General features: G+C 34.3%; 19 protein-coding genes. 7 read left to right on the forward strand and 12 right to left on the reverse strand.

Annotation, left to right across the window (positions count from 1 at the left end):
* Positions 1-42: 42 nt before the first annotated feature.
* Entirely contained in the window at positions 43-1,401 is a 1,359-nt protein-coding gene (locus ACB088_RS10805; protein WP_375036943.1) for an amino acid permease, read from the forward strand.
* A 379-nt stretch (positions 1,402-1,780) separates the two neighbouring features.
* Complete coding sequence (locus ACB088_RS10810; RefSeq protein WP_004641933.1) at positions 1,781-2,140, forward strand: hypothetical protein; 360 nt, start codon at positions 1,781-1,783, stop codon at positions 2,138-2,140.
* A 95-nt stretch (positions 2,141-2,235) separates the two neighbouring features.
* Here ACB088_RS10810 and ACB088_RS10815 read toward each other — a convergent pair whose 3' ends face one another.
* The gene (locus tag ACB088_RS10815) at positions 2,236-2,790 is read right to left on the reverse strand and encodes a TetR/AcrR family transcriptional regulator (protein ID WP_375036944.1); all 555 of its coding nucleotides are present in this window, start codon (positions 2,788-2,790) and stop codon (positions 2,236-2,238) included.
* Positions 2,791-3,627: 837 nt separating this feature from the next.
* On the opposite strand from ACB088_RS10815, the gene ACB088_RS10820 reads away from it, so the two are divergent.
* On the forward strand, positions 3,628-8,178 hold the full coding sequence (locus ACB088_RS10820; protein ID WP_375036945.1) for an RHS repeat domain-containing protein: 4,551 nt from the start codon (positions 3,628-3,630) through the stop codon (positions 8,176-8,178).
* A 67-nt stretch (positions 8,179-8,245) separates the two neighbouring features.
* On the forward strand, positions 8,246-8,551 hold the full coding sequence (locus tag ACB088_RS10825; RefSeq protein ID WP_375036946.1) for a hypothetical protein: 306 nt from the start codon (positions 8,246-8,248) through the stop codon (positions 8,549-8,551).
* Positions 8,552-8,831: 280 nt separating this feature from the next.
* Here ACB088_RS10825 and ACB088_RS10830 read toward each other — a convergent pair whose 3' ends face one another.
* From ACB088_RS10830 to gspG, 11 genes are read right to left on the reverse strand one after another with little or no spacing between them, the layout of a single operon-like run.
* Positions 8,832-9,290, reverse strand: a complete 459-nt coding sequence (locus ACB088_RS10830) for a type II secretion system protein (RefSeq protein WP_375036947.1) — start codon at positions 9,288-9,290, stop codon at positions 8,832-8,834.
* A gap of 9 nt (positions 9,291-9,299) precedes the next feature.
* Complete coding sequence (locus ACB088_RS10835; protein WP_375036948.1) at positions 9,300-9,668, reverse strand: type II secretion system protein; 369 nt, start codon at positions 9,666-9,668, stop codon at positions 9,300-9,302.
* Positions 9,669-9,687: 19 nt separating this feature from the next.
* Positions 9,688-10,179, reverse strand: a complete 492-nt coding sequence (locus ACB088_RS10840) for a type II secretion system protein (protein ID WP_375036949.1) — start codon at positions 10,177-10,179, stop codon at positions 9,688-9,690.
* A gap of 20 nt (positions 10,180-10,199) precedes the next feature.
* The gene (locus ACB088_RS10845; RefSeq protein WP_375036950.1) at positions 10,200-12,470 is read right to left on the reverse strand and encodes a hypothetical protein; all 2,271 of its coding nucleotides are present in this window, start codon (positions 12,468-12,470) and stop codon (positions 10,200-10,202) included.
* Between the two features lie 2 nt (positions 12,471-12,472).
* The gene (locus ACB088_RS10850) at positions 12,473-13,024 is read right to left on the reverse strand and encodes a hypothetical protein (protein ID WP_375036951.1); all 552 of its coding nucleotides are present in this window, start codon (positions 13,022-13,024) and stop codon (positions 12,473-12,475) included.
* Positions 13,021-13,542 carry a hypothetical protein gene (locus tag ACB088_RS10855; protein WP_375036952.1) on the reverse strand — a complete coding sequence of 174 codons (522 nt, stop codon included), beginning with the start codon at positions 13,540-13,542 and terminating at the stop codon, positions 13,021-13,023. The genes ACB088_RS10850 and ACB088_RS10855 overlap by 4 nt, the downstream gene beginning before the upstream one ends.
* Positions 13,539-13,994, reverse strand: a complete 456-nt coding sequence (locus ACB088_RS10860) for a hypothetical protein (protein ID WP_375036953.1) — start codon at positions 13,992-13,994, stop codon at positions 13,539-13,541. Before ACB088_RS10860 ends, ACB088_RS10855 begins: the two co-directional genes overlap by 4 nt.
* A gap of 1 nt (position 13,995) precedes the next feature.
* The gene (locus tag ACB088_RS10865; RefSeq protein WP_375036954.1) at positions 13,996-14,697 is read right to left on the reverse strand and encodes a hypothetical protein; all 702 of its coding nucleotides are present in this window, start codon (positions 14,695-14,697) and stop codon (positions 13,996-13,998) included.
* Complete coding sequence (locus ACB088_RS10870) at positions 14,675-16,180, reverse strand: GspE/PulE family protein (RefSeq protein WP_375036955.1); 1,506 nt, start codon at positions 16,178-16,180, stop codon at positions 14,675-14,677. Before ACB088_RS10870 ends, ACB088_RS10865 begins: the two co-directional genes overlap by 23 nt.
* Complete coding sequence (locus ACB088_RS10875) at positions 16,177-17,379, reverse strand: type II secretion system F family protein (RefSeq protein ID WP_375036956.1); 1,203 nt, start codon at positions 17,377-17,379, stop codon at positions 16,177-16,179. Before ACB088_RS10875 ends, ACB088_RS10870 begins: the two co-directional genes overlap by 4 nt.
* A complete protein-coding gene (gene gspG / locus ACB088_RS10880; RefSeq protein WP_375036957.1) occupies positions 17,379-17,804 on the reverse strand; it encodes a type II secretion system major pseudopilin GspG in 426 nt (141 codons plus the stop codon). The genes ACB088_RS10875 and gspG overlap by 1 nt, the downstream gene beginning before the upstream one ends.
* Positions 17,805-18,087: 283 nt before the next feature.
* Here gspG and ACB088_RS10885 point away from each other — a divergent pair, with 283 nt between their 5' ends.
* The 3 genes from ACB088_RS10885 (at position 18,088) to ACB088_RS10895 (ending at position 23,790) form a co-directional block, all read left to right on the forward strand.
* On the forward strand, positions 18,088-22,626 hold the full coding sequence (locus ACB088_RS10885) for an RHS repeat-associated core domain-containing protein (protein WP_375036958.1): 4,539 nt from the start codon (positions 18,088-18,090) through the stop codon (positions 22,624-22,626).
* Entirely contained in the window at positions 22,626-23,144 is a 519-nt protein-coding gene (locus tag ACB088_RS10890) for an acetyltransferase (RefSeq protein ID WP_375036959.1), read from the forward strand. The genes ACB088_RS10885 and ACB088_RS10890 overlap by 1 nt, the downstream gene beginning before the upstream one ends.
* Before the next feature lie 274 nt (positions 23,145-23,418).
* Positions 23,419-23,790 carry a hypothetical protein gene (locus ACB088_RS10895; protein ID WP_375036960.1) on the forward strand — a complete coding sequence of 124 codons (372 nt, stop codon included), beginning with the start codon at positions 23,419-23,421 and terminating at the stop codon, positions 23,788-23,790.
* Positions 23,791-23,797: the final 7 nt, after the last annotated feature.

Raw genomic sequence — 23,797 nt, forward strand, 5'->3', positions numbered from 1 at the left:
TCTATTACAATAGCGCCAGCTTTTTAATTCAGCGCATATATTTTGAGCAATTCATCTTCCCAATTAAAACGTGGACTTAAAAATCGCCATATCCAGTTAATCGCTATGGGTGGTGCTGTCGGGACAGGACTATTTTTAGGTTCTGCACAAGTCATCCAGTCTGCTGGTCCTTCAATCATTTTAGGTTATGCCATCGTCGGTTTGGTTGCATTTTTAATTATGCGCCAAATGGGTGAAATGATCGTAGAAGAACCTGTGGTTGGTTCCTTTAGTTACTTTGCACAAAAATATTGGGGAAGATTCCCCGGGTTTTTATCGGGCTGGAACTATTGGGTTGTCTATATTCTGGTTGCAATGACAGAACTAACAGCGGTTGCTAAATATGTGCATTACTGGTGGCCCCACATTCCCGCATGGATATCAGCCTTATTTTTCTTTGTTCTAGTCACATGTTTGAACTTGGGCAATGTTAAATTTTATGGCGAATCCGAATTTTGGTTAGCCATTATTAAAGTTGCTGCGGTCATTTCGATGATTGTGTTTGGCTTATATTTATTGGTTACTGCGGGTAGTGACTCTATCGCTAGCTTCTCAAACCTATGGCAGCATGGTGGATTTTTCCCGCACGGGTTCTCGGGCCTATTTTATATGCTCGCCTTCTTAATGTTTGCTTTTGGCGGTATTGAACTGATTGGGATGACTGCTGCTGAAGCTGAAAATCCAGAAAAAAGTATTCCACAAGCAATCAATCAAGTGATTTTCCGCATCTTGATTTTTTATGTGGCTTCGCTTGTCATCATTATGTCACTTATTCCGTGGAATCAGCTTGACCTTGGTGGTTTAGATAAAAGTCCATTTGTCATGATTTTTAGCCAACTAGGTATTGGTTGGGCAGCACATTTACTTAACTTTATTATTTTGACGGCTGCACTTTCTGTTTATAACAGCGGCATGTATGCCAACAGCCGTATGTTATATGGGCTTGCAGTACAGGGCCATGCTCCAAAAGTTTTTGCACAAGTGAGCAAACAAGGTGTTCCTAAAGCTGCTGTTATCTTCTCTTCTATTCTGATTTTTGGTTGTGTATTACTTAACTATTTCGTACCAGAACAAGCTTTAAGCTATCTCATGTACATGGCCGTAGCCGCTTTGGTTTTAAACTGGGCCATTATTAGCTTTACCCATTTAAAGTTTAAACGTGCGATGAAACTTGAAGGTAAAGCTGTCAAATTTCCTGCGCTATTTTCACCTTTGAGTAACTATATCGTTTTGATTTTCATTGGCATGATTTTATACATCATGTGGACTCAAGGATTTGAAAAATCGGTGATTTTACTTCCGATCTGGATCACTTTCATGTTTGGGCTATATAAATTTTTAAGTTGGAAAAAAGCACTCTAATGTTCAAAGAAGGCTTATTCAAACAGGATAAGCCTTTTATCACTTAACAGCCCGTTACCCTAAGTAACTTCAGAAAATCTACTCAAAAAACCATTCACATTCTATTCATCATTACTGAATGGTTCTCTGCTAGGCACATTGATATGTAACCCTTAGTCATTCTAAACATTGGTATTTAATGAGATAATTATTAAAGTACAAGTGTTTACATGATCTATAAATATTTGCGCTCATGTTCAGCTAAAATCAAAGCAGACCAGTTTATTGTTGCAATCACTCAATAGGCAAAAGACACTCCATCGTAAGACAGGTTCTTTAACCACTTTACTGATTTAGCGCCGTCAACTGTGTCACTCAATGACGAAAGACAGGAAATTTTATGGAAAAAACTCTGCAATGTCCTAAGTGTGGTTCTACTGAAGTTGAAGCACGTGACCATGACAAATTACTTAGAACAACTGGCGGTGTTTTACTGACAGCTGCTGGCACAACAGCAGGCACTGTAGGCGGTGCGGCAACTGGCGCTTCTGTTGGAGCAGCCATTGGTACGATTGCTGGTCCTTTAGGTGTGATTGTTGGCGGAACTGTAGGAACTTTTGTCGGTGCAATTAGTGCAGGAATCACTGGCGGTGTGGTGGGTAATATTTTTGGTAAAAAAGCGGGTGTAATGATCGATAAGAACATTTTTCAGGACTACCGCTGCCTAAAATGTAAATACCGTTTTAAACAAAAGAAGTAATATTTATCTAAGTTAAGCTCAGGTTTAATTTATTTTTAAAGGTAAGGAAAGTAAGCAATTTTTGATCTCTTTCCTTACCGCTGTTCTCACCAAATCTACCCCAAAGTAATTAAAAAATAATCCAACAACCTTTCTCTTTCATCTGGCTTGTTCGGATCTAAAAGCTGAACCATTGCCCCATCAATCACAAACAAGAACATGTGTGCATCAGATTTTGAAGCATTTACATGGGTTGTTAAAAGCAAATTATAGATTTCATTAATGAACCAGTTTCGATAGTCAATCACGACCTGATATGCCTTGGGATGTGTTTTTGAAATCTCAAAAATAGCTTTAAAAGGCAAATGATAAAGTCCGTCTAAATCGGCATGTAAAAAGTAAATTTTGCGAAGCTTTTCAAGCAGAGTTAAGTCTTTTTGAACATAAATGATTGAAAGCACTTCTTGTTTAAGACCATCTTTTTGGAAAGTCAGGCTCATTTCAATTAGCCTTTCTTTTGAGTGAAAGTAATTATAAAAAGTGGCTTTGGGAACTTTTGCTGACTCAATAATGCGGTCCACCCCGACTTTGTGAAAACCGTATTTATTAAAAAGAAATCGGGAGGTATGAAGCACGCTTAAAGCACGAAATGGAAGATCTGAATGTGGCATAGTTTTACCGTTATAAAATTCTTGTTGTAGATAAACGAGATACTTTTTGGGGAGAAAAAAGGCATAGCGAAGCCGTAAAGACTGTGCTGGGCACATCTCAAGTTTTATTGTTAATTAAGTTTTTAAGACGAATTGATTTAAAGCCTGAAAAGCCTATTGGCCATCAAACTGCTTTAAAAGTTTAAGTCGTGTCGAAATAGACTTTGGCAAAGGTTGCCAAGAAATTAAGAATGTGCAAAGCCAACTCCTTTTTATTTGGAGCTCTGCCAGACATTTATAGAATTATGGTGGCAGAACGAGAAAGGGTTCGCAGACTAGTAATAACTCAAACTAGCACACCCGAAGGTGTCCCTCTCCCGTCCTACCGCTACGGGAAAGGGACGAGTAGCTACCACACAAGACTATTCCTCAGAAGGAATGACTCTGATGCGGGAGTTATTATGCGGTCTGCGACGACCGACTGGCAATGTAGGCCAGCAGGCAAAGGATAGTGCTCTGCCCTTTTGCAGTCAAGCACACAAAATGACATTTGTTTTAAATTAGATCATTAAAAAGTAAGGATAAATAATGAGGGAGTTATTGTTAAAGTAGGGTTTATAAAGGGAGGAAATTTAGGGCTTGATTGGTTTCTCTAGAGAAGTAATTGATGCAATAAAGATATTCGAGGAGTTTAAAGTTTAATGACGAACAGCTCTGTTCTAAACTGGTAGGCTTCAATAATAGTATTTATAAAAAAATAATGAGTGATGACTAATTAATCTATTTACATTTTAAAAATTATAAGTATTATTTAAAATAATGTTACTAAAAACCATCAAAAAACAAACTGAGTAAACAATGAAATTAAACAAAATTTTACTTCAAATGTTATCAACAACTTTATTATTTTCTCCCCTAGAACTCCATAGTGAAATCTATTCAGGTGAAAATTATGGCTTAACAGCTCTAACATTAGATAATAATAGTATTGAATCTTGTACACCTGATCTTGCCCCAATAACTAAACAAATCACTACAAGTAATATTGATATACATGGGTCTTTACCATTTATCCGTACATATCAAACCAATCTACAACCAGACTATAGAGCAGACATTAAAACTCCTGAAGCTTTAAAAATTGATCGAAATTTTCCACTTGCTTATCTTGAAAATCCTGGAAAAATTGGATTAGGCTGGAATCATAATTATAGTTACAACTTATTAGTTATAGGCTCTAGTTACATTCTAAATTTGCCAAATTCAAGCTTACCAATTCGTTTTTCTAAACAAAGTGATGGTACAATTCGTATTGTTGACTCATCAAATAATCCTGTACCAACAAACAATGAATATAGTATTACAGATAATAATCTAACTATTATTGTGAAAAATAATAATATGGAAATAACTTTTAAATCTATATCTGGTAGTCGTGGTATTTCCCAGCAATTCCAAGCTACACAATTAAAGTATTTAGATGGCAGCAACATTATAAATATGACATATTCACCCATGTCACGTTCTAATTCCATTATAGGATATTTACTTACTTCTATTTCTGATATCCGTGGAAATAATCTAAAAATCACTCGAAATAATATGAATGGTACGGACACATCAGTACTAGGAATACAATTACAAGGACAAATTAATAGCGTTGAATTATTACCAAATACAATCAACAAACAAACTGCAACATATACATATGATACTCAAAATATAACCTCACTAGGTACTTCTAAAACCTATCCAAGATTAATAGGCGCTACAACCACAAAAGATGGAACATTAAACTACTCTTACAATAATTACATTCATAAAGAAATGTTTTCCGACAATAACCAAACCATAAAAGGGGTAACCATACCGATATTATCCCTTTACAAAAATAATGGACAAACAATAAGAAATTTTGAAGTTACAGATCAAATTCTATCAAGCTATTCAGATAAAAATGTTGATTATTCATATGTAAAATATAGCAACGTTGGTGATGATCGTGATTCAATGAGTATCGCCCCTCCCCATAATATTAATAACCCTCTTGGACCTGCTGAAATTATAAAATATGATTACATAACTCATTATAATAGTATTGATTACACAGATTATAGTTCTAGCTATTGCCTTACTCATAATAATGAAAAATTAGCTGATATATTTTTTTCTAAAGATAGCCGAAATATCATTAAGTATACTACAAAATCTGGGAAGACAGTGGATTCATCTTTTGATGAAAAAAATAGATTGAAGCAACGTATTGATGGAAGTGGCCACCCTCTAAAACGTACAATAACAGTAACTTATGACAATCTATCCAACACACCTACAGTTATAAAAAAAGATGGCTTAACTCAAACAAATACTATTAATAATTTAGGTCAAATTATTGAAACTGTCTCAACTTCTGACCAAACAAATAGTACTTCTAAAAAAACGACCTATACTTATTTTACCAATGGTCTTTTAAGTTCTATAGATGGTCCTTTAGCTGGAACAACAGATAAAATATCTTATACGTATGATGATTTTGGAAATAAAATCACTGAATCTATTGTTATTAATGGAGTAAATAGAACCACCCAATTTGTCAATTTCAACTCTTTTGGACAACCTGAAAGAATTGTTCATCCTAATGGGTTAGTAAATAAATATACATATAATAGTGATGGATCATTAGCCAGTGAAACAGTGGGCCCGGGTACTACTACCTCTATTATTACAGGAAAAACTACCACATATACTTATGACAATTTTAAACGTTTAATTTCCATAAAAAAACCTAATGGCGAAATAACTTCATATACATATGACCCTCAAAATAGAATCATTAAAACTACTCTTCCAGATAGCACGTTAGTCCAACAAACTTACCATAGAACTGGTGATATCTCCTCTACCAAAATCACTAATAGTACGGGTACTAGCTTTATTGAGACTTCTAGTACTATAACACCTTACGGTGGATTCATAGAAAAAATTATTATGGGTACTGACCCTAATAAAAATTATGAAAAGAGAACTAATATTACAGCTGGAGGGAAAATTAAAGAAATTAGTACAGCTACTTATAATGGAAAAAGTTCTCGATATTATGATCATTTTGATGCACCATATGTTATTCAAGACCCAATAGACTCTACAATTGACTATATTGTTTATGATAAATATGGAAACATTATAGAAAGAAAAGACTTTTTAGGGGGAGGGAGTAAACCTTACTCTTATATAAATGGAAATATTTTATCAAAAGAAACTAATAGTGATTATGGAACAAAATCATATACGTATAATGAAGCTAATCAATTATTAAAATTTGAGTATGGTGCAAGAAAATGTGAAAATACAAATATTGATTCTTTAGGAAGAATTGGAAAAATATCTTGCACCTCGGCTAGTGCGACTACTCCTGAAACATTAATAAATAGTTTTGATTTTAAGTTTGATACAACTCGATTTGGTAGACTAGATTCAGTAGTATCAAATGACCTCAAATATGGTACAAATATCGAATATATTTATGACATTTATGATCGAATCACAAAAAAAACTCAAACAAACAATGCTATCACCACTTGGGGAGGAGCGAATAATAAGCTTTCTGTTACTTATAATTATTCACCCTCTGATCAATTAGAAAGTTTAATTTTGCCTTCTGGTAGAGTTATTTCTTATGCTTACAATAGTACTAAGAAAAATCAACTTATCGATATAAAACTAGACAGCTTACCTCTCCTTCGTAATATTACTTATAATGAAGGTGGACAAATGACTGGTTGGAATTGGGGAGCTGGAGCTGCAAGTTATACTTGGAGTTACGACCCACTAAAAACAGGATATCTAAAAAAGATTATTAATAAAAATAATAGTTCTACTATAAATTATAGTATGGATTATGAATTTGATCTTGATTCTCGAATTACAAAAACCACCCAGAATAATGGATTAATTAATAATTTTTCATATGATGTAAGAAATAGATTACTCCAAGAGTCAAGATTCAATGGATCAACAAATATTTTTAATATTAACTACACCTATGATGATAACGATAATCGCTTAAGCCTAACTGCAACTGGCTCACATCAACAGCCTCAAGCTAATGTTGCTTATACATATACAGGAAATAAATTAGCAACTATAGCGGGAGTTGCTGTCTCTCATACTTCGAATGCTGAATTAATCTATGGTGGTTTCACTCCAACCTACGACTATGCTGGTAACCGCCGTGAAGATAAAACTACTGGTGGTACAACAACATCACCTCAATACTACATGACTTATAACCATAAAAATGAACGTACAATTCGTGGTTATGCCGCTAATGGTTCTGTGTGGAAAACTAATGCTATTCAGTATGTTTATGATGAAAACAGTCATTTGATTGGTGAGTACAATGCTGACGGCACCCCATTAGTCGAGTACATTTGGTTAGGTGAAAAACCTGTAGCTGCCATTTATGGATCAGGTACTACAGCTAAAACTTACTGGATTGTAAGCGATGTACAAAACACTCCTCGTCGTCTAATCGATGCTGCCGACAGCGCAACCACTGTATGGGCATGGGATTCGACCGCATTTGGTGTTGGTAGTCCTAATGTCCAAACTGTAAAATTTAATCTACGTTTTCCAGGCCAATACTATGATGAAGTGACTAAACAACATTATAACCATAACCGTTTTTATAATCCTGTATTAGGTCGTTATGTTGAACCAGATCCTATTGGGCTTGAAGGAGGATTCAATCCATATATTTATGCTAAAAATAGCCCAGTTCTCTATGTAGATACAACTGGCGAAAATCCAATCATCATTGGAGCTGTGGTTGGTTTTGGTACTTACATAATCCCTGTTATTTATAACTCTGGCACAGAAGAAGGAGACTTTATAGACAATTTTAAACGTAATTGGGATACAGGCGCAGCAGTAACAAGTACGATTGCAGGTGCTGTTACATCAGGCACATCAGCAGCTATACTTAAATCAACAGGTTTAGCAGTAAATAGAAGTAAACATCTTTTTCCAGAACCATCAAGTTTTTCTTATCCAGCGAGTACATATCTAGGTAAAGTTGTTAGTAAACTACCCGTTAAAACTAATATTCTAGGTTTCTCTATCTATCCCCAAAAAAAGGTTTTGGATACAACCCGCACTTTTACCAATATAGATGGTATTGCTGTTAAGGTTGCCTCATCGGTAGCCTCATCTTTTGCAAATAATACCTATGAAAATTGGTCTAAAGAAAATTCTTCAATAAATCAAGAAAATATTCGTTTTGCTCAACAAGATTTAAACCAAAATTTATACAACATACACATTTATCAACCTACCATTCCCGTATTACCAACTATATATGTTAATGGATACGATATACCTCCTCTAGATATTGATCTTAATCAGAGATAAATGTAAGGTATGTAGGAAACTAACTTTCTTCCTACATACCTTACTTAATAAGACTTAAAGGGAAATTATGGATAACTGGAAGCATATCCTTATAGCTTGTGTGGTGACGATTCTTGTAACAACATTAGCCTCTTTAGTCTCAGGATTTAAAACCTTAAAAATTTTTTTAGTTTGTTTTGTGTTTTCTACTTTGGGTTTTGGTACCGCAATTCTAGTTGGTCGTAAATCTAATAATCGAGGAGTAGATGGTGATTGGGGAGCACATGGTTTATGGAAAGAAATATTTAATTTAGAAGTAATAACTATCAGCATAGGCACTGGACTTTTTATTACTCTTATATTTATGCTAGCAATTTATTTTGATAGAAAATAAAAACTTCAACGAAAGTCTATTATCTAATTTTATTCCTTGCCTATGTAATGGTTGCCACATCCTCGGCAACCTTCTAAATTCTATTATTTTCAATTTACTAAATAGTATCTTTCAAGATAAAACTCAGAGGATTTTAAGAGAAAATTAAACAAAGGAAGAAATTTAAAATGAGAATAAAAGCAGAATGATCAAATTTCAATTCAGACATATTCAAAGGGAAAAGATTAGTTTTTCAAGATAATTATATTTGATACTCTATATCGCTGTAACTATTCCTTAATTAATTCTTACAAGCACAAATAAATTTCCAATCTCTATAACTGTGAGCATTTTCAAAACCAACCAATTCTTTGGAAAAGTTCTTAATTTTTATAGGCTTTTTAAATGATGGGCTATAGACACCTATAATTCCATTTTCTTTATTTCTCATAACTTCAAAGTTTTTATTAGTTATTGGATCTTTTTCAAGTTTTCGTAAATAGCGAAAAATTTCAGAATGCCGCTCATCTCTCAATAATTCTTCAAGTTTTAGTGGATATTTGGGGTATCCAAGTGGAGAGTTGTTATAGTATTGTTTGATAGCTGCCTGATACAAAATACCAATACGGATAAGTTCCTGCTCTTTTTCTCTTTGTAATAAAGTTGCATAATTCATTGACCATTGACCAATTACAGCGGCTAAAATAGAAAAGATAACTAACATCCAAATATAGGCAAAACCAAGACTTCCTCGCTTCATTATGATCGGTCACCATTCAGAATAGCGTTTATCATCACTTCCCACATTATTACTAAATGAAGAAACATCGTATATACCATGTCCTTCTTGTGAATCTATAGTTGTTTCCCATTGTCTTTCACCAGTTATCGGATCTATAGGAACTTCTCGGAGATATCGCTTTTCCACCAAATCATTTAGCTTTTCAGGATAATACCCTTTATCCGCATAGAATTTATCAATGCTATGTCGAAGTGAACTCAAATTTTGACGTAAAGCAACTTCCTTACTTTCATCAATTTTATCGATATATCTTGGAACAACGATTGACAATAATAAGGCAATAATTGCTAAAACAACGAGCAATTCCACAATAGTGAAACCATTTTTTTTATTCATATCATCTTTCAATTATTTTCTACCATAAACGATAGGTAATACCATTTGAACCAGTACCTTTCGACAAAGAATAAATATCATAGACATCTTTACCTTCTTTAGGATCTAAAGCTTCGCTTTCATAACTCCGAAGCCCCCAACTGAGTTCTGGACTTTTTATTTGATCATTAAAAGGATCATGAGGTACTTTTCTTATGAATCGTATAATTCTTTTTTCACCATACTTACTAGGCACTCCCATCAAAACCTTTAAATTTGCTGGATATCCTGACTCAGTTTTAAATTCATCAGCAATTTCATTACGATCACTTGAAACTTTATATGCATCAATCGCAGTCCGAATCTCTAATAAGGCCATCTTTAGCTCTTTTTCTTTTTGCTGTTTTGAAACGATACCTGTTACAGGAATAATTATTGAAGCCAATAGTCCTATTAAAACCAGAGATACCATAAGTTCCACATAGGTAAAGCCTTGCGTATTATTTTTAATAAAGATAAAGCTGTGCTTCATGACTCATAACTCCTAAACAACTAGGGCTTCACAACGATAAATTCTTTATAAATTTGCTTACTGGCGTCCTTCTTAACAGTCGACCCTGCAAGAGTATCAATAGAATAATCACTAATAGCAACTTTTTGAGTTCCCTCTAAATCTTTTGATACTCTAAAGTTGATTGTTGCTGTTTCTCCTTGATGGTTCGGGGTTTGGAAGAAAATAATTCGAGTTCCTCCTGCAATTTTCTCTTTCTCTACTTTTTGTGCTGCGATGCCTAATACCATTTCAGAAAATTCTAATTTATCAGAATGCTGTATATCCAAACTTATTTTTTGTGCATTTGGAGCATTTTGAAGAATCTTAATTTTCAGAATCTCTCCAGCTTTTACCTGATCGTTAGATTCTAATTTGAAATCAATATTATTTGCATTTGTTCCAACTTGTTGGGCTTCAGATTGGTTTGCTGATTCTGGTGTATTAGGAACACTAATTGATGCAGGAGTATTTGATTGAGATAAGTCAGCTTTACCCTGATAAATTGAATGATCCATCAATCTTAACGGTGTGGTTGTCACCTCATCACCAGTACCAGATAAATGTTCTTGTACATAAGGTGCTGGCAATTCAAATGGCCTCACAATCCGAGGTGTTATCAGTAAAACAATTTCACTTTTATTTTTAGTATCTCGTGTGCTTGAAAATAGCCTTCCTAATAAAGGAATTTTTCCAATACCTGGTAAATGTGTAGCTGATGTCTGAGTGTCATCTCTGATCAAACCAGCTAACATTTGTGTTTCATTATCTTTAAGTTGAAGAGTTGTAGATGCGTTGCGAGTCCCGATCTGATAAGCAATAAGTCCATTCTTTGAGGTTATCTCTTTTGCAATATTGCTAACTTCCATTTTTATGCCAATTTGTACTTCTTTATTTACTTTAACTTCTGGCAAGACTTCAAGTTTCAAACCAACATCAAGATAATTAATTGACTCAGCAATTGAGCCTCCTAACTCACTCGTTGTTGTAGTGATAACAGGAACTTTCTCACCAATCAAAAAATCAGCCTTTTCTTTACTCTTTACTCGAATACGAGGATTAGCAAGAAGATTAGCTTTGCTACTTGTTTGCTGAAAGTTCACTGTTGCAATTCTATCTGCTGTAACCAGCTTAAGACTGTCTGAGGTTAGATTTCTTAACTGATTAATCGTATATGAACCTACTCCACCAACACCATTTAATAAACTCACATCAACTTTCTTTGGAAAATCAATACCTAATTCTAAAAGATTATCTCTAGTTACCTCTAACACTTCAATATCTAGTATTACTTCAGGTGAAGGTAAATCAAATGCTTGTAATAACTTATCAATACTATCAATGACATTTTGATTATCACGTACAATTAGTAATCTTAATCGGTCATCAAAAAAAATAGCCTTAGGTTCATATAGTTTAGTAATTAAATCTTGGGTCTTTTGTACATCAGCAAACCCGAGATAAAATGATTTAGTCACCAACTCCTCATACTTTTTCTTTTTTTCTGGTGATTGTTGATAAATTAAGTAAGAGTTTGAATTTAAAATTTTATAAGCCAAAGAAGAAGTACTCAGTATTGTTTTTAATGCTTCTCTAACAGTCGTATTTTTAGCATACACCGTTGTTGTCACTTGATCCAAATTTGCATCTTTATCTAAAATAAAATTCATTCCAGAGTACTGAGCAAGGAAATCTAATACTGAGCTAACAGGTGCATTTTTAAAGTCTAAAGAAACTAACTGATCCAGTTTTTCATTCAGGCTTGGTGGATTTAATAAATTTCTATTTTTATTCTGTTCAATTTCATTTTTTAACTTATTCGCTTTGTAATAATTAGGAGAAACTTGCAAAATTTCTCGAAGAGTTACCAAAGCAGCAGGAATATTACCTTGATCAGCTGCCTTTTGAGCCACTTCAAATTGTAAATCTAGGTCTTTAATTTTATCTATTTTATTTATATTATCAATTGCAACCATATTCTCTGAATCAATTTTTAAAACATCTTGATTTAATGATAATGCGGTATTGAAATCACCGTTAAGAAAGGCTTGTTGTGCAAGAATAAGTTTTTTATCGATTAATTCTCGTTGTTTATGGGCATAGTCCAACTTATATTTTGCTGGATTATTTTCAGCAGAATCTTTTAGTTTATTCAACTTATTTATTTCATACTCACTTGTATTTTTATGTAGGCTACATCCACTCAAAACAATGCAAGCACTCAGCATTGATAGATTAAACGTTTGTTTTAGATTTATAAATAATTTTTCCATATTTACTTACTTATAGTCATAATTCGTTGATCAGGAATATACTGGACCACAACTTGGTATGGACTATTTTCCAAAACTATCCATGTATTGTTGTAAGGTACATTCGGGGCTAATATGAGATTTTCCTCACCCACTTTTAGGAAAATATTCACTTTTTGCTCTTTATCCAGAATCTGTCCCATGTACTGAATCAGGGGCAAAGATACTTGCGGAGGAATAGATGGAACTTCTGGTGGAATTGGGATTAACTCTTGCTTTTTCTCAATAACTTTTGGCTTTATTACTTTAGGCTTTACAACCTGCTCTTCCTTAAATATAGGTAAATCCCAATAATTAAGCATAGCATTGCTTTCAGCCATAATTGATGGCTCTTGAGAAGTAGAAATAGTATTTTTTCCCTGATAATTATTTATCATAAGTGGCTCAACTGGTATTGGTGGTAAAACTAAACACCATAACGCAATAACTATAACTAATACTGCTAAGATTAAAACTCGAATCTTTTGTACTGGAATTTTTAAATTTAAAAAGTTATTTATATCTATTTTTTTCATTGCAACTCCTTACCTTGAAGTAAGACAGTCATATTGACACTATTATCCTTTTTATTTCTTTGGAAATCGATGGAATTAATAATATAACTACCACTATTTGTTTGAATTTTCCCTAGTAACAATCGCGTATCTAACCAAGAACCAGATACAGAAAACTGGAATTTATTCAAACTTTTACTGTGTATTTCCTGATATTCCAATAAATTCGTATTCGTCTCTTTAACATATCCAAAAACTTCTTTGTATAATTGAATGTTAGTTAATAACTCTGGTTTTATATTAGTCGAAACCTGTTGCACACCTAGAGTGGTAGTTTTTACCTTAGCCAAGTAATGATTCAATTGTTCATTCTGGGCTTTTAACTGTGAAATTCGTTCATATGTGACTGGAATAATCCAAAAAATTACCCCTAATGCCCAAACAATTACACCAAGAACAAGCAATTTACTTATGGTCAATGTTGATGCATATTTTTTAAAAGACCATTTAAGTCTTAATAGCAATTGTTGGATTGTCATTTTTTTTCCAACTCAAATTCGATAAGTCCACTCTCTGCTCTAGCTACTCTTTTTATTTGTAAATTAATTTTCAATGTTTGAGCTGCATCGATAAAGCCAGTTAAATCCATCAATTCTGGACAACTACCTTCAATCTCCAAAATACCATCTAAAGAGGAACGCAAGCGATCAAAATTGAGTTTGCTACTTCGAACACTCATCAATTGGTCTAAATCTTTTAATGACATCTGAGAGACAGGAGCTTCTTTTTTCTCAAGATTACGGTCCGAAATCTGATATTGCTCATAAAGCTCAATATTTGCAGTCCATAACTGATTTTGAGAGGTATATTCTTTTCTTATAGAAAAAAGAATCATGGTTAGAAAGATGATTAAACAAACCATGACAACAAAAGTTGCAAGGAGCAAATTATCATTATTTTTCTGATAAAGAGTGATATTAATTTTTTTCATTTCAAATTAAGTTTAAAATTTGTTCAGGAGTTTTTGCTACTAAACTTGACCAATGTTTAAATTGCTTACCTTTTTCTTCAAAGAAGATTTCACTAACTCTTTGATGATTCCAAATATTTATTGAATCCTTATTAATAAACTTTTTAGGAAAAACATCAATGTTTTCCTCTTCTCGCGTGATGCAATCAACATGATAGAAAAAATTTTCTTCTTCATACCAAAATTCATTAAGATCTAATATATTGATGATTTTAAACAATGAAATACTAAAATTATTAATATTTTGATATTCATTTAATATCATCAATCCCTTATGAACATAGTGAGGTAAAGCTACCATGACAATAGGATAATTAAATTTTACTTGATCAAATAAAAACTTATAATCTCCCGATGAAAAATTTGGGTATTTTTCCTTGAAATGAGCTATTGCCAAAAACTCTAATACTTTTATATCAGGCCACTCTTGCTGACGAGGCAAAATACCAAAACGGCATAATGAATTGTCTAAGGTAATTTCTATAAGTTTATATTTAATATCAATTTTTTTCAATTCATAAATAAATTGGTCTACCCAATTTGGATCTAACAAATTACATGAAAAGTCTCCTGCCGTGATTTCTGAGCTACACTTACTTAACCACAAACATTTATGGGCGGTTAAAGTGATAGATAAGGTATTACCTTTCAATAAATGTAACACGGTTAATTTCCTGAAAAGTTGTCTGTCCTTGAGCAACAATTGCCAAAGCTTGCTGGCGGAGAAAAATCATATTTTCTTGTAGCAGTTTTTTTCTAATTTGACTCATTGGCGTCCCATTAAGTAATAGCTCTCGGAGCTCATCTGTCATGATTAAAATTTCAGCAATAGCTTTACGACCTTTATATCCCGTCCCTTGACAATAATCACACCCATTTCCTTTCTTTAAATGAAAGAAGCTTTTATCTTTTATCATACCAGCCTCATGTAGTGCATTATCATCAAATGGAATATCTACACTACATCTAGGACAATTTAAACGAATTAAACGTTGTGCGATAATTCCATTTAAACTATTTAAAAATCCAAATAAATCAATTTCCATATGCCGAAATCGGCCAATCACATCTAAGGCATTATTCGCATGTACCGAGCTATATACTAAATGTCCAGTTAATGCAGCCTGCACAGCAATCTCTGCTGTTTCTCGATCTCGAATCTCTCCCACCAGAATTGTATCTGGATCATGGCGAAGAATAGATCTTAGTCCTTTTGCAAAAGTTAAACCTTTACGTTCATTTACAGGGATCTGTAAAGTCCCTTTAATTTGATATTCAACTGGATCTTCAATCGTTATTAATTTTTGCTGTTCTGAATGTTGTTCGTGCAATAGAGCATATAACGTAGTTGTCTTACCAGAACCTGTTGGCCCTGTAACCAATACCATCCCATAAGGTTGCTGAGCAAGATGTCTAATCTGAATCATGCTTTGTTGATCAAAACCTAACAACTCAAGTGATAACGGCTCATGCTCTTGTGTTAAAGCTTGCTTGTCTAATATACGTAAAACAGCATCTTCCCCATGTAATCCAGGCATAATTGAAACACGTAAATCAATATCCTGTTTACCTAAATGAATAGTCAAACGCCCATCTTGAGGAATACGTCTTTCAGAAATATCTAAATCTGCAAGAATTTTTAGTCTTGAAACCACTTGTTCTGCATAATTTTTACGTTTAACCGACTCCCCCCAAATTAATACGCCATCTATACGGTTCTTGATGATAAGTCCATCAACTGTGTTTTCAAAGTGAATATCACTAGCCCCTTTATCATAAGCACTAGCTAATACTTGGCTCACAAAACTAATAACCTCAGTTTCTCGATTTTCAATAGATATTTCTGATTTTTGGTTTTCTCTATCTAGAAGCAATAAATGGGCGAAAGAATCAACTGATTCAACTTTAATTTGCCCAACTTTAAACCCTTGAGGAAAATTATAACTAAGCCACGATAAATCTTTGAGTGTAGGTTTACGAGCAAAAATAACCCAGTCGCTTTGATCTATTTGTATATGAATACATTGTTCTTTATTTGCTAAAGTTTTATTGAGCTTATCAAAACTGATTGCCTCTCTTTTTAACTCTTCTACTGTGAACCAGTGCTCGACAAGTACTTCATCTTCTATATTGTTTTTAATATTCATGACTGTAATCCACTTGCTAGCCCAAAAATTGGCATATATAACAACACAACGATTACACCAATGAATAATCCAATTGCCAGCATCAATATAGGCTCTAGTAATCTAGATACCTTTTCTACAAACTGTGTTAAATCCAAATCATGGAATTCGGCAGATTTATCGAGCATTGCAACAATTTCACCATTCTTATCACCAGCATTCAGAAGCCTACTCGATACAGCTGTGGTCAAATAGGCCTGATCTAAGGAAAAACTTAAACCGTGCCCTTCTAAAATCAATTGTTTTGCTTGCAGTAATTTTTTTTGTTGAGCAGGTAAAAGTAATGAATGAGATAAATTAAAAGCTTGTGTTACAGAAGCCCCACTATCTAACAACAGTGACAACCCCCGATAAAATCGGGATAAATACATTACTTCTAATCGTTTTTTTAAAGGAGAAATTTTTGATAAAACTGCCATAAAAGTTGGTTCCAAACCCTGCTTTTTGACCTTGTAAATAGACATAGAAATAATAATAGAAACCATACCTATAAATAATAATCGGTATCCCCCTAACCAAGCACCGAACTTTAGCATCAACTCTGAAGCTAATGGCAAATCCATGTCGATCCCTTCGTAAATTGCTCCAAAGCGTGGAACTAAATACATGAGTAGAAACATAATGACCCCAAAAGCTACGACCATTAACGTAAGAGGATACATAGAAGCATTATAAACTTTGGAACGAATTACAGAGATTTGCTCATCATATTTAATATAACTAGTTAAAGCTTTAATTAATGTGCCATTGCGTTCACTTGCCGCCACTGTTGCTAGTAATATTTCAGGAAAAATATTCCCACAAGATCTCATTGCGTCAGAAAGAGGCAGTCCTAAATGTAATCCATTACGTATTTTATAAATCGGGTTATCTTGAGTATCTTGAGATGCACCATGGTGATCATTAAGGATATCTAATGTTTCTGATAAAGATAAACCTGATATGAGTAATGTTCTTAATTCATGTACAAATATAATAACATTGAATTTTATCGATTTTTTCTTTAGCGCAATATAACCTTTTCCTTGTTGTTCAATTGATAAAACAAGCAAGCCCTGACTCTCTAACTCTTTTTTTATCTTTTCAGAACTTTCATCAGTTAGATTAAGTGTTTCACGCTGACCTATTGAATTGATAACTCGAACATTAAAAGACGGCATTACCAATTCCCAATATCTTGGAATTCATCTTTTTCACCTCCAGCTACTTTATCCTTACCAAAAGAGAAAACATCATAATTATTTGAATTATGCTCTCCAGGGTATTGATATTGATAAGGCATTCCCCAAGGGTCTAAAGGGATCTTCTTAATGTACGGCCCTTTCCATCTTGCTGCATTAGCTGGTGCAGTGGTTAAAGCTTGCAATCCTTCTGTATTATTAGGAAAATCACCATTATCAATACGATATTGATCAATTGCTTTTACAAAAGAATCTACTTGTGCTTTTGCAGCTGTAGCTTCTGATTTTTCTAAGTTTTTAAAAAGATTGGGGCCAATAATACCAGCCAGCAATCCAATAATAACTAAAACAATCATAAGTTCAAGCAAAGTAAAACCTTTTATAGAATTTTTTTTTATCAACATCTTACACATCTTTATTTTCATATTCTTACATACTAAATTTACACTAAAAAATTATTGTATGCTATATGCTTACTTATTTTTTTAAACTATTTAAACACAGCAATTTAAAGTATCTAATATTAATAATAATTTAAAAAACTTATTAACTCATAAAAAACCTTATCTTTTAATTAAAAAATTAATTACACACTATACATATAAATATTTATCTATATTATGCAACCAGGGGGTTACCCTTTACTTTATAAAACCGAAATAACAAGTTAAAAATCTTGGTAAATTTATGAATATTAGAATCAATAAATTAATGCTACATATGCTAGCTACGCCTTTTTTATTTTCAGCCATTCATACGAATGCTGCTTATCAAGATGAGCGTTATGGTCTCACAGCATTAACCGCACAAGCTCAAAATGTACAGTCATGTACTCCTGGTATTAATGCTATTTCTCGGCAAATTACGACTGGTACTACTGATATTCAAGGCCCGCTTCCTTTTACTAGAACCTATGAAACAGCTTTACAGCTAGGATATGACTTAAGTAAACGTTCAAGTTCTGCAAAAAGTATTGATGCGGCCTTCCCAATTACATATTTAGAAAATAGGGCCTTATTAGGATTAGGCTGGAGTCATAATTATGATTACCGTTTAATTACAGTAGGCACCCGAGCTTTTGTATTTAACTTGCCTGGCGGAGGGCTACCCATGACCTTTGCTAAACAAAGTGATGGCTCCATTCGTTTATCTGATAGCAATTTAAATGCAGTTACGGCAGATACGGAATATAAAATAACAGATAATAATTTAACCGTTATTTTAAATCACAATGGAACAGAGATTACCTTTGAATCTCTTGTTGGATATAAAAGTCTCTTTCAAGAATTCCAAGCCACAAAAATTAAGTATCCTGGTGGCAAAGTTATTAGCATGACCTATTCTCCAGTCTCACGCTCTGGGTCTGTTACGGGACATTTACTCACAGGGGTTTCAGATAATCGCGGAAATAGTTTACAAATCAACCGTACTAATATGAATGGTTCAGACACTTCCACCCTTGGTTTACAATTACAAGGTGCGATTGCCAGTGTTGAGTCAGCGCCAAATGCTATAAATAAACAAACCGCAAATTATACCTATCAAATACAAGCAATCACTTGGAGTGGTAGTACTAAAAATCTACCTAAATTAATACAAGTAAGTTCAACCTCGCGCGGTACAGAAAATTATCGATATGGTGATTATGTTCATAAAGGATTAGCTACAGATAGTGCCGGTACGATTTATGGCGCGACTATTCCTATTTTAGGATCGTACCGCAGACAAGATGGTGAGGGTATCTATTTGAATTGGTCCGCCAATGATAATACTATCTCAAGTTATACCAATCTGATTAAAGATGTCCCTCTCACTTATGCTAATCACTCTACACTCACATATACAGAGGGGGCTGATGGAGATATTTTAACGCTTACAGGGGAACAGCCTTCAACCTTGAGCTCAACAGGATCATTTACAGAAAGCTATCAAATTCTCCATTATAGTGACAGTGGTGAAGTCAGATACACCACAGACTTTACTACAAATAAAACTTTCCCATGTTTGAGTTACAATGGCAAACCAGTAAAGACTCTAGATTTCTCTAAAAAAATTAGAAAACTTACACAAGCTATTGATAAAAATGGTAATACAACCACACTTAGTTACGATACTAATAATAGAATTACCAACATTACCGAAGCATCTGGTTCAACCAATGCCCGATCAACAAACCTTACCTACACAACCGATTTTGATACCCCAAGTACTATTCAACGTGGCAATATTACTCAAACCAATACCATTAATACGCTTGGGCAAATCACCAAATCTACACTCACCTCATCCCAAGCAGACAGTACATCTAAAGCAACTGATTATACTTATTTAGCCAATGGGTTACTTTCAACTGTTGATGGACCTCGTACCAGTACAACCGATAAAATTACCTACACCTACGATACTTATGGTAATAAAGCTTCCGAAGCTCAAGTGGTGAATGGTACTACGCGTACTACCAGCTATGTTGGGTATAACTCCCTTGGCCAACCTGAACGTATTGTCTACCCTACGGGCCTAGTCGATAAATTTGTTTATAATGCAGATGGTACTGTCGCAAGTAAAACTACCGGTACGGGTACCGCAACAACAGCCATTACTGGTAAAACCACAACTTATACCTATGATGTCTTTAAACGTCTAAGCTCTGAAACCAATCCTGATGGTGAAAAGACCTCATACACTTATGATGTCAAAGGGCAAGTCATTAAAACCACTTTACCTGATGGCAGTTTGGTTAATAAAACCTACCATGACAATGGTGTAATTGCTTCAGAAACACTAACTGATAGTCTTGGTATAACCACCCTCACTCAAAGTTCTACAACTTTAGATACCAATGGGCGTCCCCTTAAAACAATCAGCGGTACCGATGCAGCCAAGAACTGGGTTGCCAATACCTATGACCTCAATGGTAATGTGACTCAAACGGCATCTGCATTGGGTATTACCGAAAAATGGACTTATGATCCATTAAACCACGTAACCTCTCATACTGATGGTCTAGGTAATATCGATACTAAAACTTATGATTTACAAGACAATACCTTAACTGCTAAAGATGCCCTGGCTGCTGGAACTGACCCTTATTCTTATCGTAACGGTAAAGTCTTAACTAAAGAAGTCAATACAGACTACGGTACCAAGTCTTATACCTACAACGAAGCAGATCTACTTACTCAATCTCTCTACGGCACTCGTAAATGTGATAATACTAGTATCGATGCATTAGAGCGTATTGGACAAACTGCTTGTACCAACTCAGCAACAACTACACCAACCACTCTGCTCAGTAACCTTACCTTTGGTTATGACCAAACCCGTTTTGGTCGTTTAGATAAGATAACATCAAGTGATACGGCTTATGGTGTAGATACTGTTTATAGCTATGATGCTTATGATCGTATTGTGGGTAAGTCTCAAACCAATAAAACCATTACCACTTGGACAGGAACTAAACCAACTCTGGCTGTAACCTATGCCTACACCATCGGTGACAAGTTAAGCATCCTTACCTTGCCTTCTGGCCGTAAGCTTGCTTATACCTACGATGCAACCAAGAAAAACCTGCTGACTAATGTCACTTTAGATGGTGCTGCTCTTATCCGTGCCATCACCTATGATGCTGGTGGTCAGATGACCGGTTGGAACTGGGGTGCTGGCACTGCAAGTTACACCTGGACGTATGATGCTGTTAAAAATGGTGTGATTCAGTCTATTAGTAATAAAAATAACGCTGCTGCTGTCAACTATAGTCTGGCTTATACTTTTGACAACGATGGCCGTATCAGCAAGATCACTCGTAATAATGGATTGGTTGATAGCTTTACTTATAGTAATGCTGACCGTCTGCTTACCGAAGCTCGTGCAAATGGTACCACCAGTGTCTTTGGTATTACTTATACCTATGACAAAAACGGTAACCGTTTAAGCCTTGCTGCTACCGGTACGCATCAACAACCTCAGGCTAGTGTTGCTTATACATATACAGGCAACAAGTTGGCAACTATCGCTGGAGCTGCTGTTTCCCATACCGCCAATGCCGAATTGATTTATGGTGGCTTTACTCCAACCTATGACTATGCCGGTAACCGTCGTGAAGATAAAACTACCGGTGGTGCTGCAACGGCGCCTCAGTACTACATGACTTATAACCATAAGAACGAACGTACTGTTCGCGGTTATACGGCCAACAGTACTGCATGGAAAGCCAATGCTGTTCAATTCGTTTATGATGAAAACAGTCACCTGATTGGTGAATACAATGCGGATGGTGTACCACTAGTTGAGTACGTTTGGTTAGGGAATAAACCTGTTGCTGCGATCTATGGCTCTGGCACTACCGCTAAAACTTACTGGATTGCGACTGATGCTCAGAATACCCCGCGTCGTTTAATTGATGCTGCTGATGGTACAACTACCGTTTGGGCATGGGACTCAACTGCGTTTGGTGTTGGTCTTCCAAGTGTTCAGACTGTGAAGTTTAACCTTCGCTTACCGGGTCAATACTACGATGAAGTCACCAAACAGCACTACAACCATAACCGTTTCTATAACCCGGTATTAGGTCGTTATGTTGAACCTGACCGAATTGGTTTAGAAGGCGGGTTGAATCCTTATGTTTATGTTGACTCAAATCCAATTAATAGCATAGATATTACTGGTCTAGCAGCTAGAGTTGTAAATGGGTATTGGGTTGATGATGGTGCCAATTTCTATACTGCAACTGGTGGATTATTTACTGATAGGTTATCTGAGAATTTTGCAAGTGATGTTGCTACTCTAGCGCCGTTACCTAAATTTAACCTATTCTCTAAAGAGCTTTCTTTAGCAAGTAAAATTTCGCCTATAACATCGTTAAATATGAACTATACTGGTAATATTTTAGTATGGGATTGGATTAAACCAACCCAACCATTACTGAAAGGAACATATATTCCTAAATCATTCGAAATGGCAACCAATACTAGAAATGTATGGGTTCATCCTAATGCTACAAAACATATGCAAGAATATTTAACAAGAAATACTCCAGCTAACAGCTTAGAAATACTAAAAAGGATTAACAATCAAGCAATGCTATTAAGTTTCCATTCAGCTGTTAACACAGCGTTAACAAATGGAGTTAAGTATAATCAAATTATGAACGTTGGACAGTGGGAGTTAAAGTTTTCTATGAAAGCAAAAGACAAATTTCCTGTTGTAATGCATGCGGTGTATAAATAATGTTAATTATCAGTGAAAAGAAACAGCCTAAAAAGGTGAGTATAGAGATAGATGAATATATCCCATTTTCAATCTCTTTTATGGATGATATTTTATCAGAGTTATATTGGAGATATGGAAATGGAAAAACCTCATTAATTGAAATAGGCTTAATTGAAACAGGTGAAATATGTAATATTACTCTCACTTGCCTAGATCAAAAATATATTTCAAAAACTGATCATCCATTTACAAATATGTATTCTGAAGAAGAGGGAGTTCCTGTATTTGATACATCAAGTTGGAAAAAAGATATTGAAAATTTCTCAAGTATCTTCAAAGATGAATTTAATAATGAAATGTCTTTAATTATTGGTGCAAATTTTTTAGAGCTATCTTTTCTATGTGAAGAGAAAACTAAATTCTATTTAAAAAATGATAGATTAAGATTTGGAATCAATTCTAGAAATGAGTTATCATCCATACAGATAATTGATATCTCCAATCAAGATATAGAGTTACTAAAAATAAATTTTTAATATTTTTATGACTTATTAAATTTTCTTACAAAACTATAGAAAGAACCTTGATAATATTATCAAGGTTCTTTTCTTTTTTATTCATGATAGATTGAATTCTCGAAGTAGTAATATTATAGCAATTCGACCAATGTCTGTTCTATTAATTACTTAGACAGCTTTAAGACTACAACAGGAAATTAGATTACATAATCCAAACTTTAGCTATAATGTAATCGTACCAACAGGACAACCGACATTTACTATACGTGATGTGTTTTCTTACAAAGAGAACTTGGTAGATATTCTAATTCAAATTCTCTACCATTTGTTAAATGGAGCATCTAGAAGCTCGCAGTTTTCGAATAATTGGCAGAATGCGAGTCTCTCTGAAACCGTTAGAAGAATAGCGGGAGAAAATCCTCGAATTTATAACACCACTAATCGACAAAAAACTATCTTTGAAAATAGAGAGAATGGAATGCAAGTTATGTATGATCTTTCAGGAAATTATTTTAGAATTAACAACCCAAATATTAATTCAAGTAGAAGCTTTGTTGGCTTAAATGGTGAAAATGTTAATAATAAAATATTACCGAATGGGACACAAATGGGGCGTTCAAAATCAGAGTACCAACAAGTAACACATTTTTATGCTTTACCATAATTGGAGT

The sequence above is a fragment of the Acinetobacter sp. RW6 genome, assembly GCF_041956835.1.
In the GTDB taxonomy this organism is placed as follows: domain Bacteria; phylum Pseudomonadota; class Gammaproteobacteria; order Pseudomonadales; family Moraxellaceae; genus Acinetobacter; species Acinetobacter calcoaceticus.

Coding starts and splice junctions, on each gene's coding strand:
- ACB088_RS10810 (WP_004641933.1), top strand. CDS start 1,781: ATGGAAAAAACTCTGCAATGTCCTAAGTGTGGTTCTACTGAAGTTGAA.
- ACB088_RS10815 (WP_375036944.1), bottom strand. CDS start 2,790: ATGCCACATTCAGATCTTCCATTTCGTGCTTTAAGCGTGCTTCATACC.
- ACB088_RS10820 (WP_375036945.1), top strand. CDS start 3,628: ATGAAATTAAACAAAATTTTACTTCAAATGTTATCAACAACTTTATTA.
- ACB088_RS10825 (WP_375036946.1), top strand. CDS start 8,246: ATGGATAACTGGAAGCATATCCTTATAGCTTGTGTGGTGACGATTCTT.
- ACB088_RS10830 (WP_375036947.1), bottom strand. CDS start 9,290: ATGAAGCGAGGAAGTCTTGGTTTTGCCTATATTTGGATGTTAGTTATC.
- ACB088_RS10835 (WP_375036948.1), bottom strand. CDS start 9,668: ATGAATAAAAAAAATGGTTTCACTATTGTGGAATTGCTCGTTGTTTTA.
- ACB088_RS10840 (WP_375036949.1), bottom strand. CDS start 10,179: ATGAAGCACAGCTTTATCTTTATTAAAAATAATACGCAAGGCTTTACC.
- ACB088_RS10845 (WP_375036950.1), bottom strand. CDS start 12,470: ATGGAAAAATTATTTATAAATCTAAAACAAACGTTTAATCTATCAATG.
- ACB088_RS10850 (WP_375036951.1), bottom strand. CDS start 13,024: ATGAAAAAAATAGATATAAATAACTTTTTAAATTTAAAAATTCCAGTA.
- ACB088_RS10855 (WP_375036952.1), bottom strand. CDS start 13,542: ATGACAATCCAACAATTGCTATTAAGACTTAAATGGTCTTTTAAAAAA.
- ACB088_RS10860 (WP_375036953.1), bottom strand. CDS start 13,994: ATGAAAAAAATTAATATCACTCTTTATCAGAAAAATAATGATAATTTG.
- ACB088_RS10870 (WP_375036955.1), bottom strand. CDS start 16,180: ATGAATATTAAAAACAATATAGAAGATGAAGTACTTGTCGAGCACTGG.
- ACB088_RS10875 (WP_375036956.1), bottom strand. CDS start 17,379: ATGCCGTCTTTTAATGTTCGAGTTATCAATTCAATAGGTCAGCGTGAA.
- gspG (WP_375036957.1), bottom strand. CDS start 17,804: ATGTTGATAAAAAAAAATTCTATAAAAGGTTTTACTTTGCTTGAACTT.
- ACB088_RS10885 (WP_375036958.1), top strand. CDS start 18,088: ATGAATATTAGAATCAATAAATTAATGCTACATATGCTAGCTACGCCT.
- ACB088_RS10890 (WP_375036959.1), top strand. CDS start 22,626: ATGTTAATTATCAGTGAAAAGAAACAGCCTAAAAAGGTGAGTATAGAG.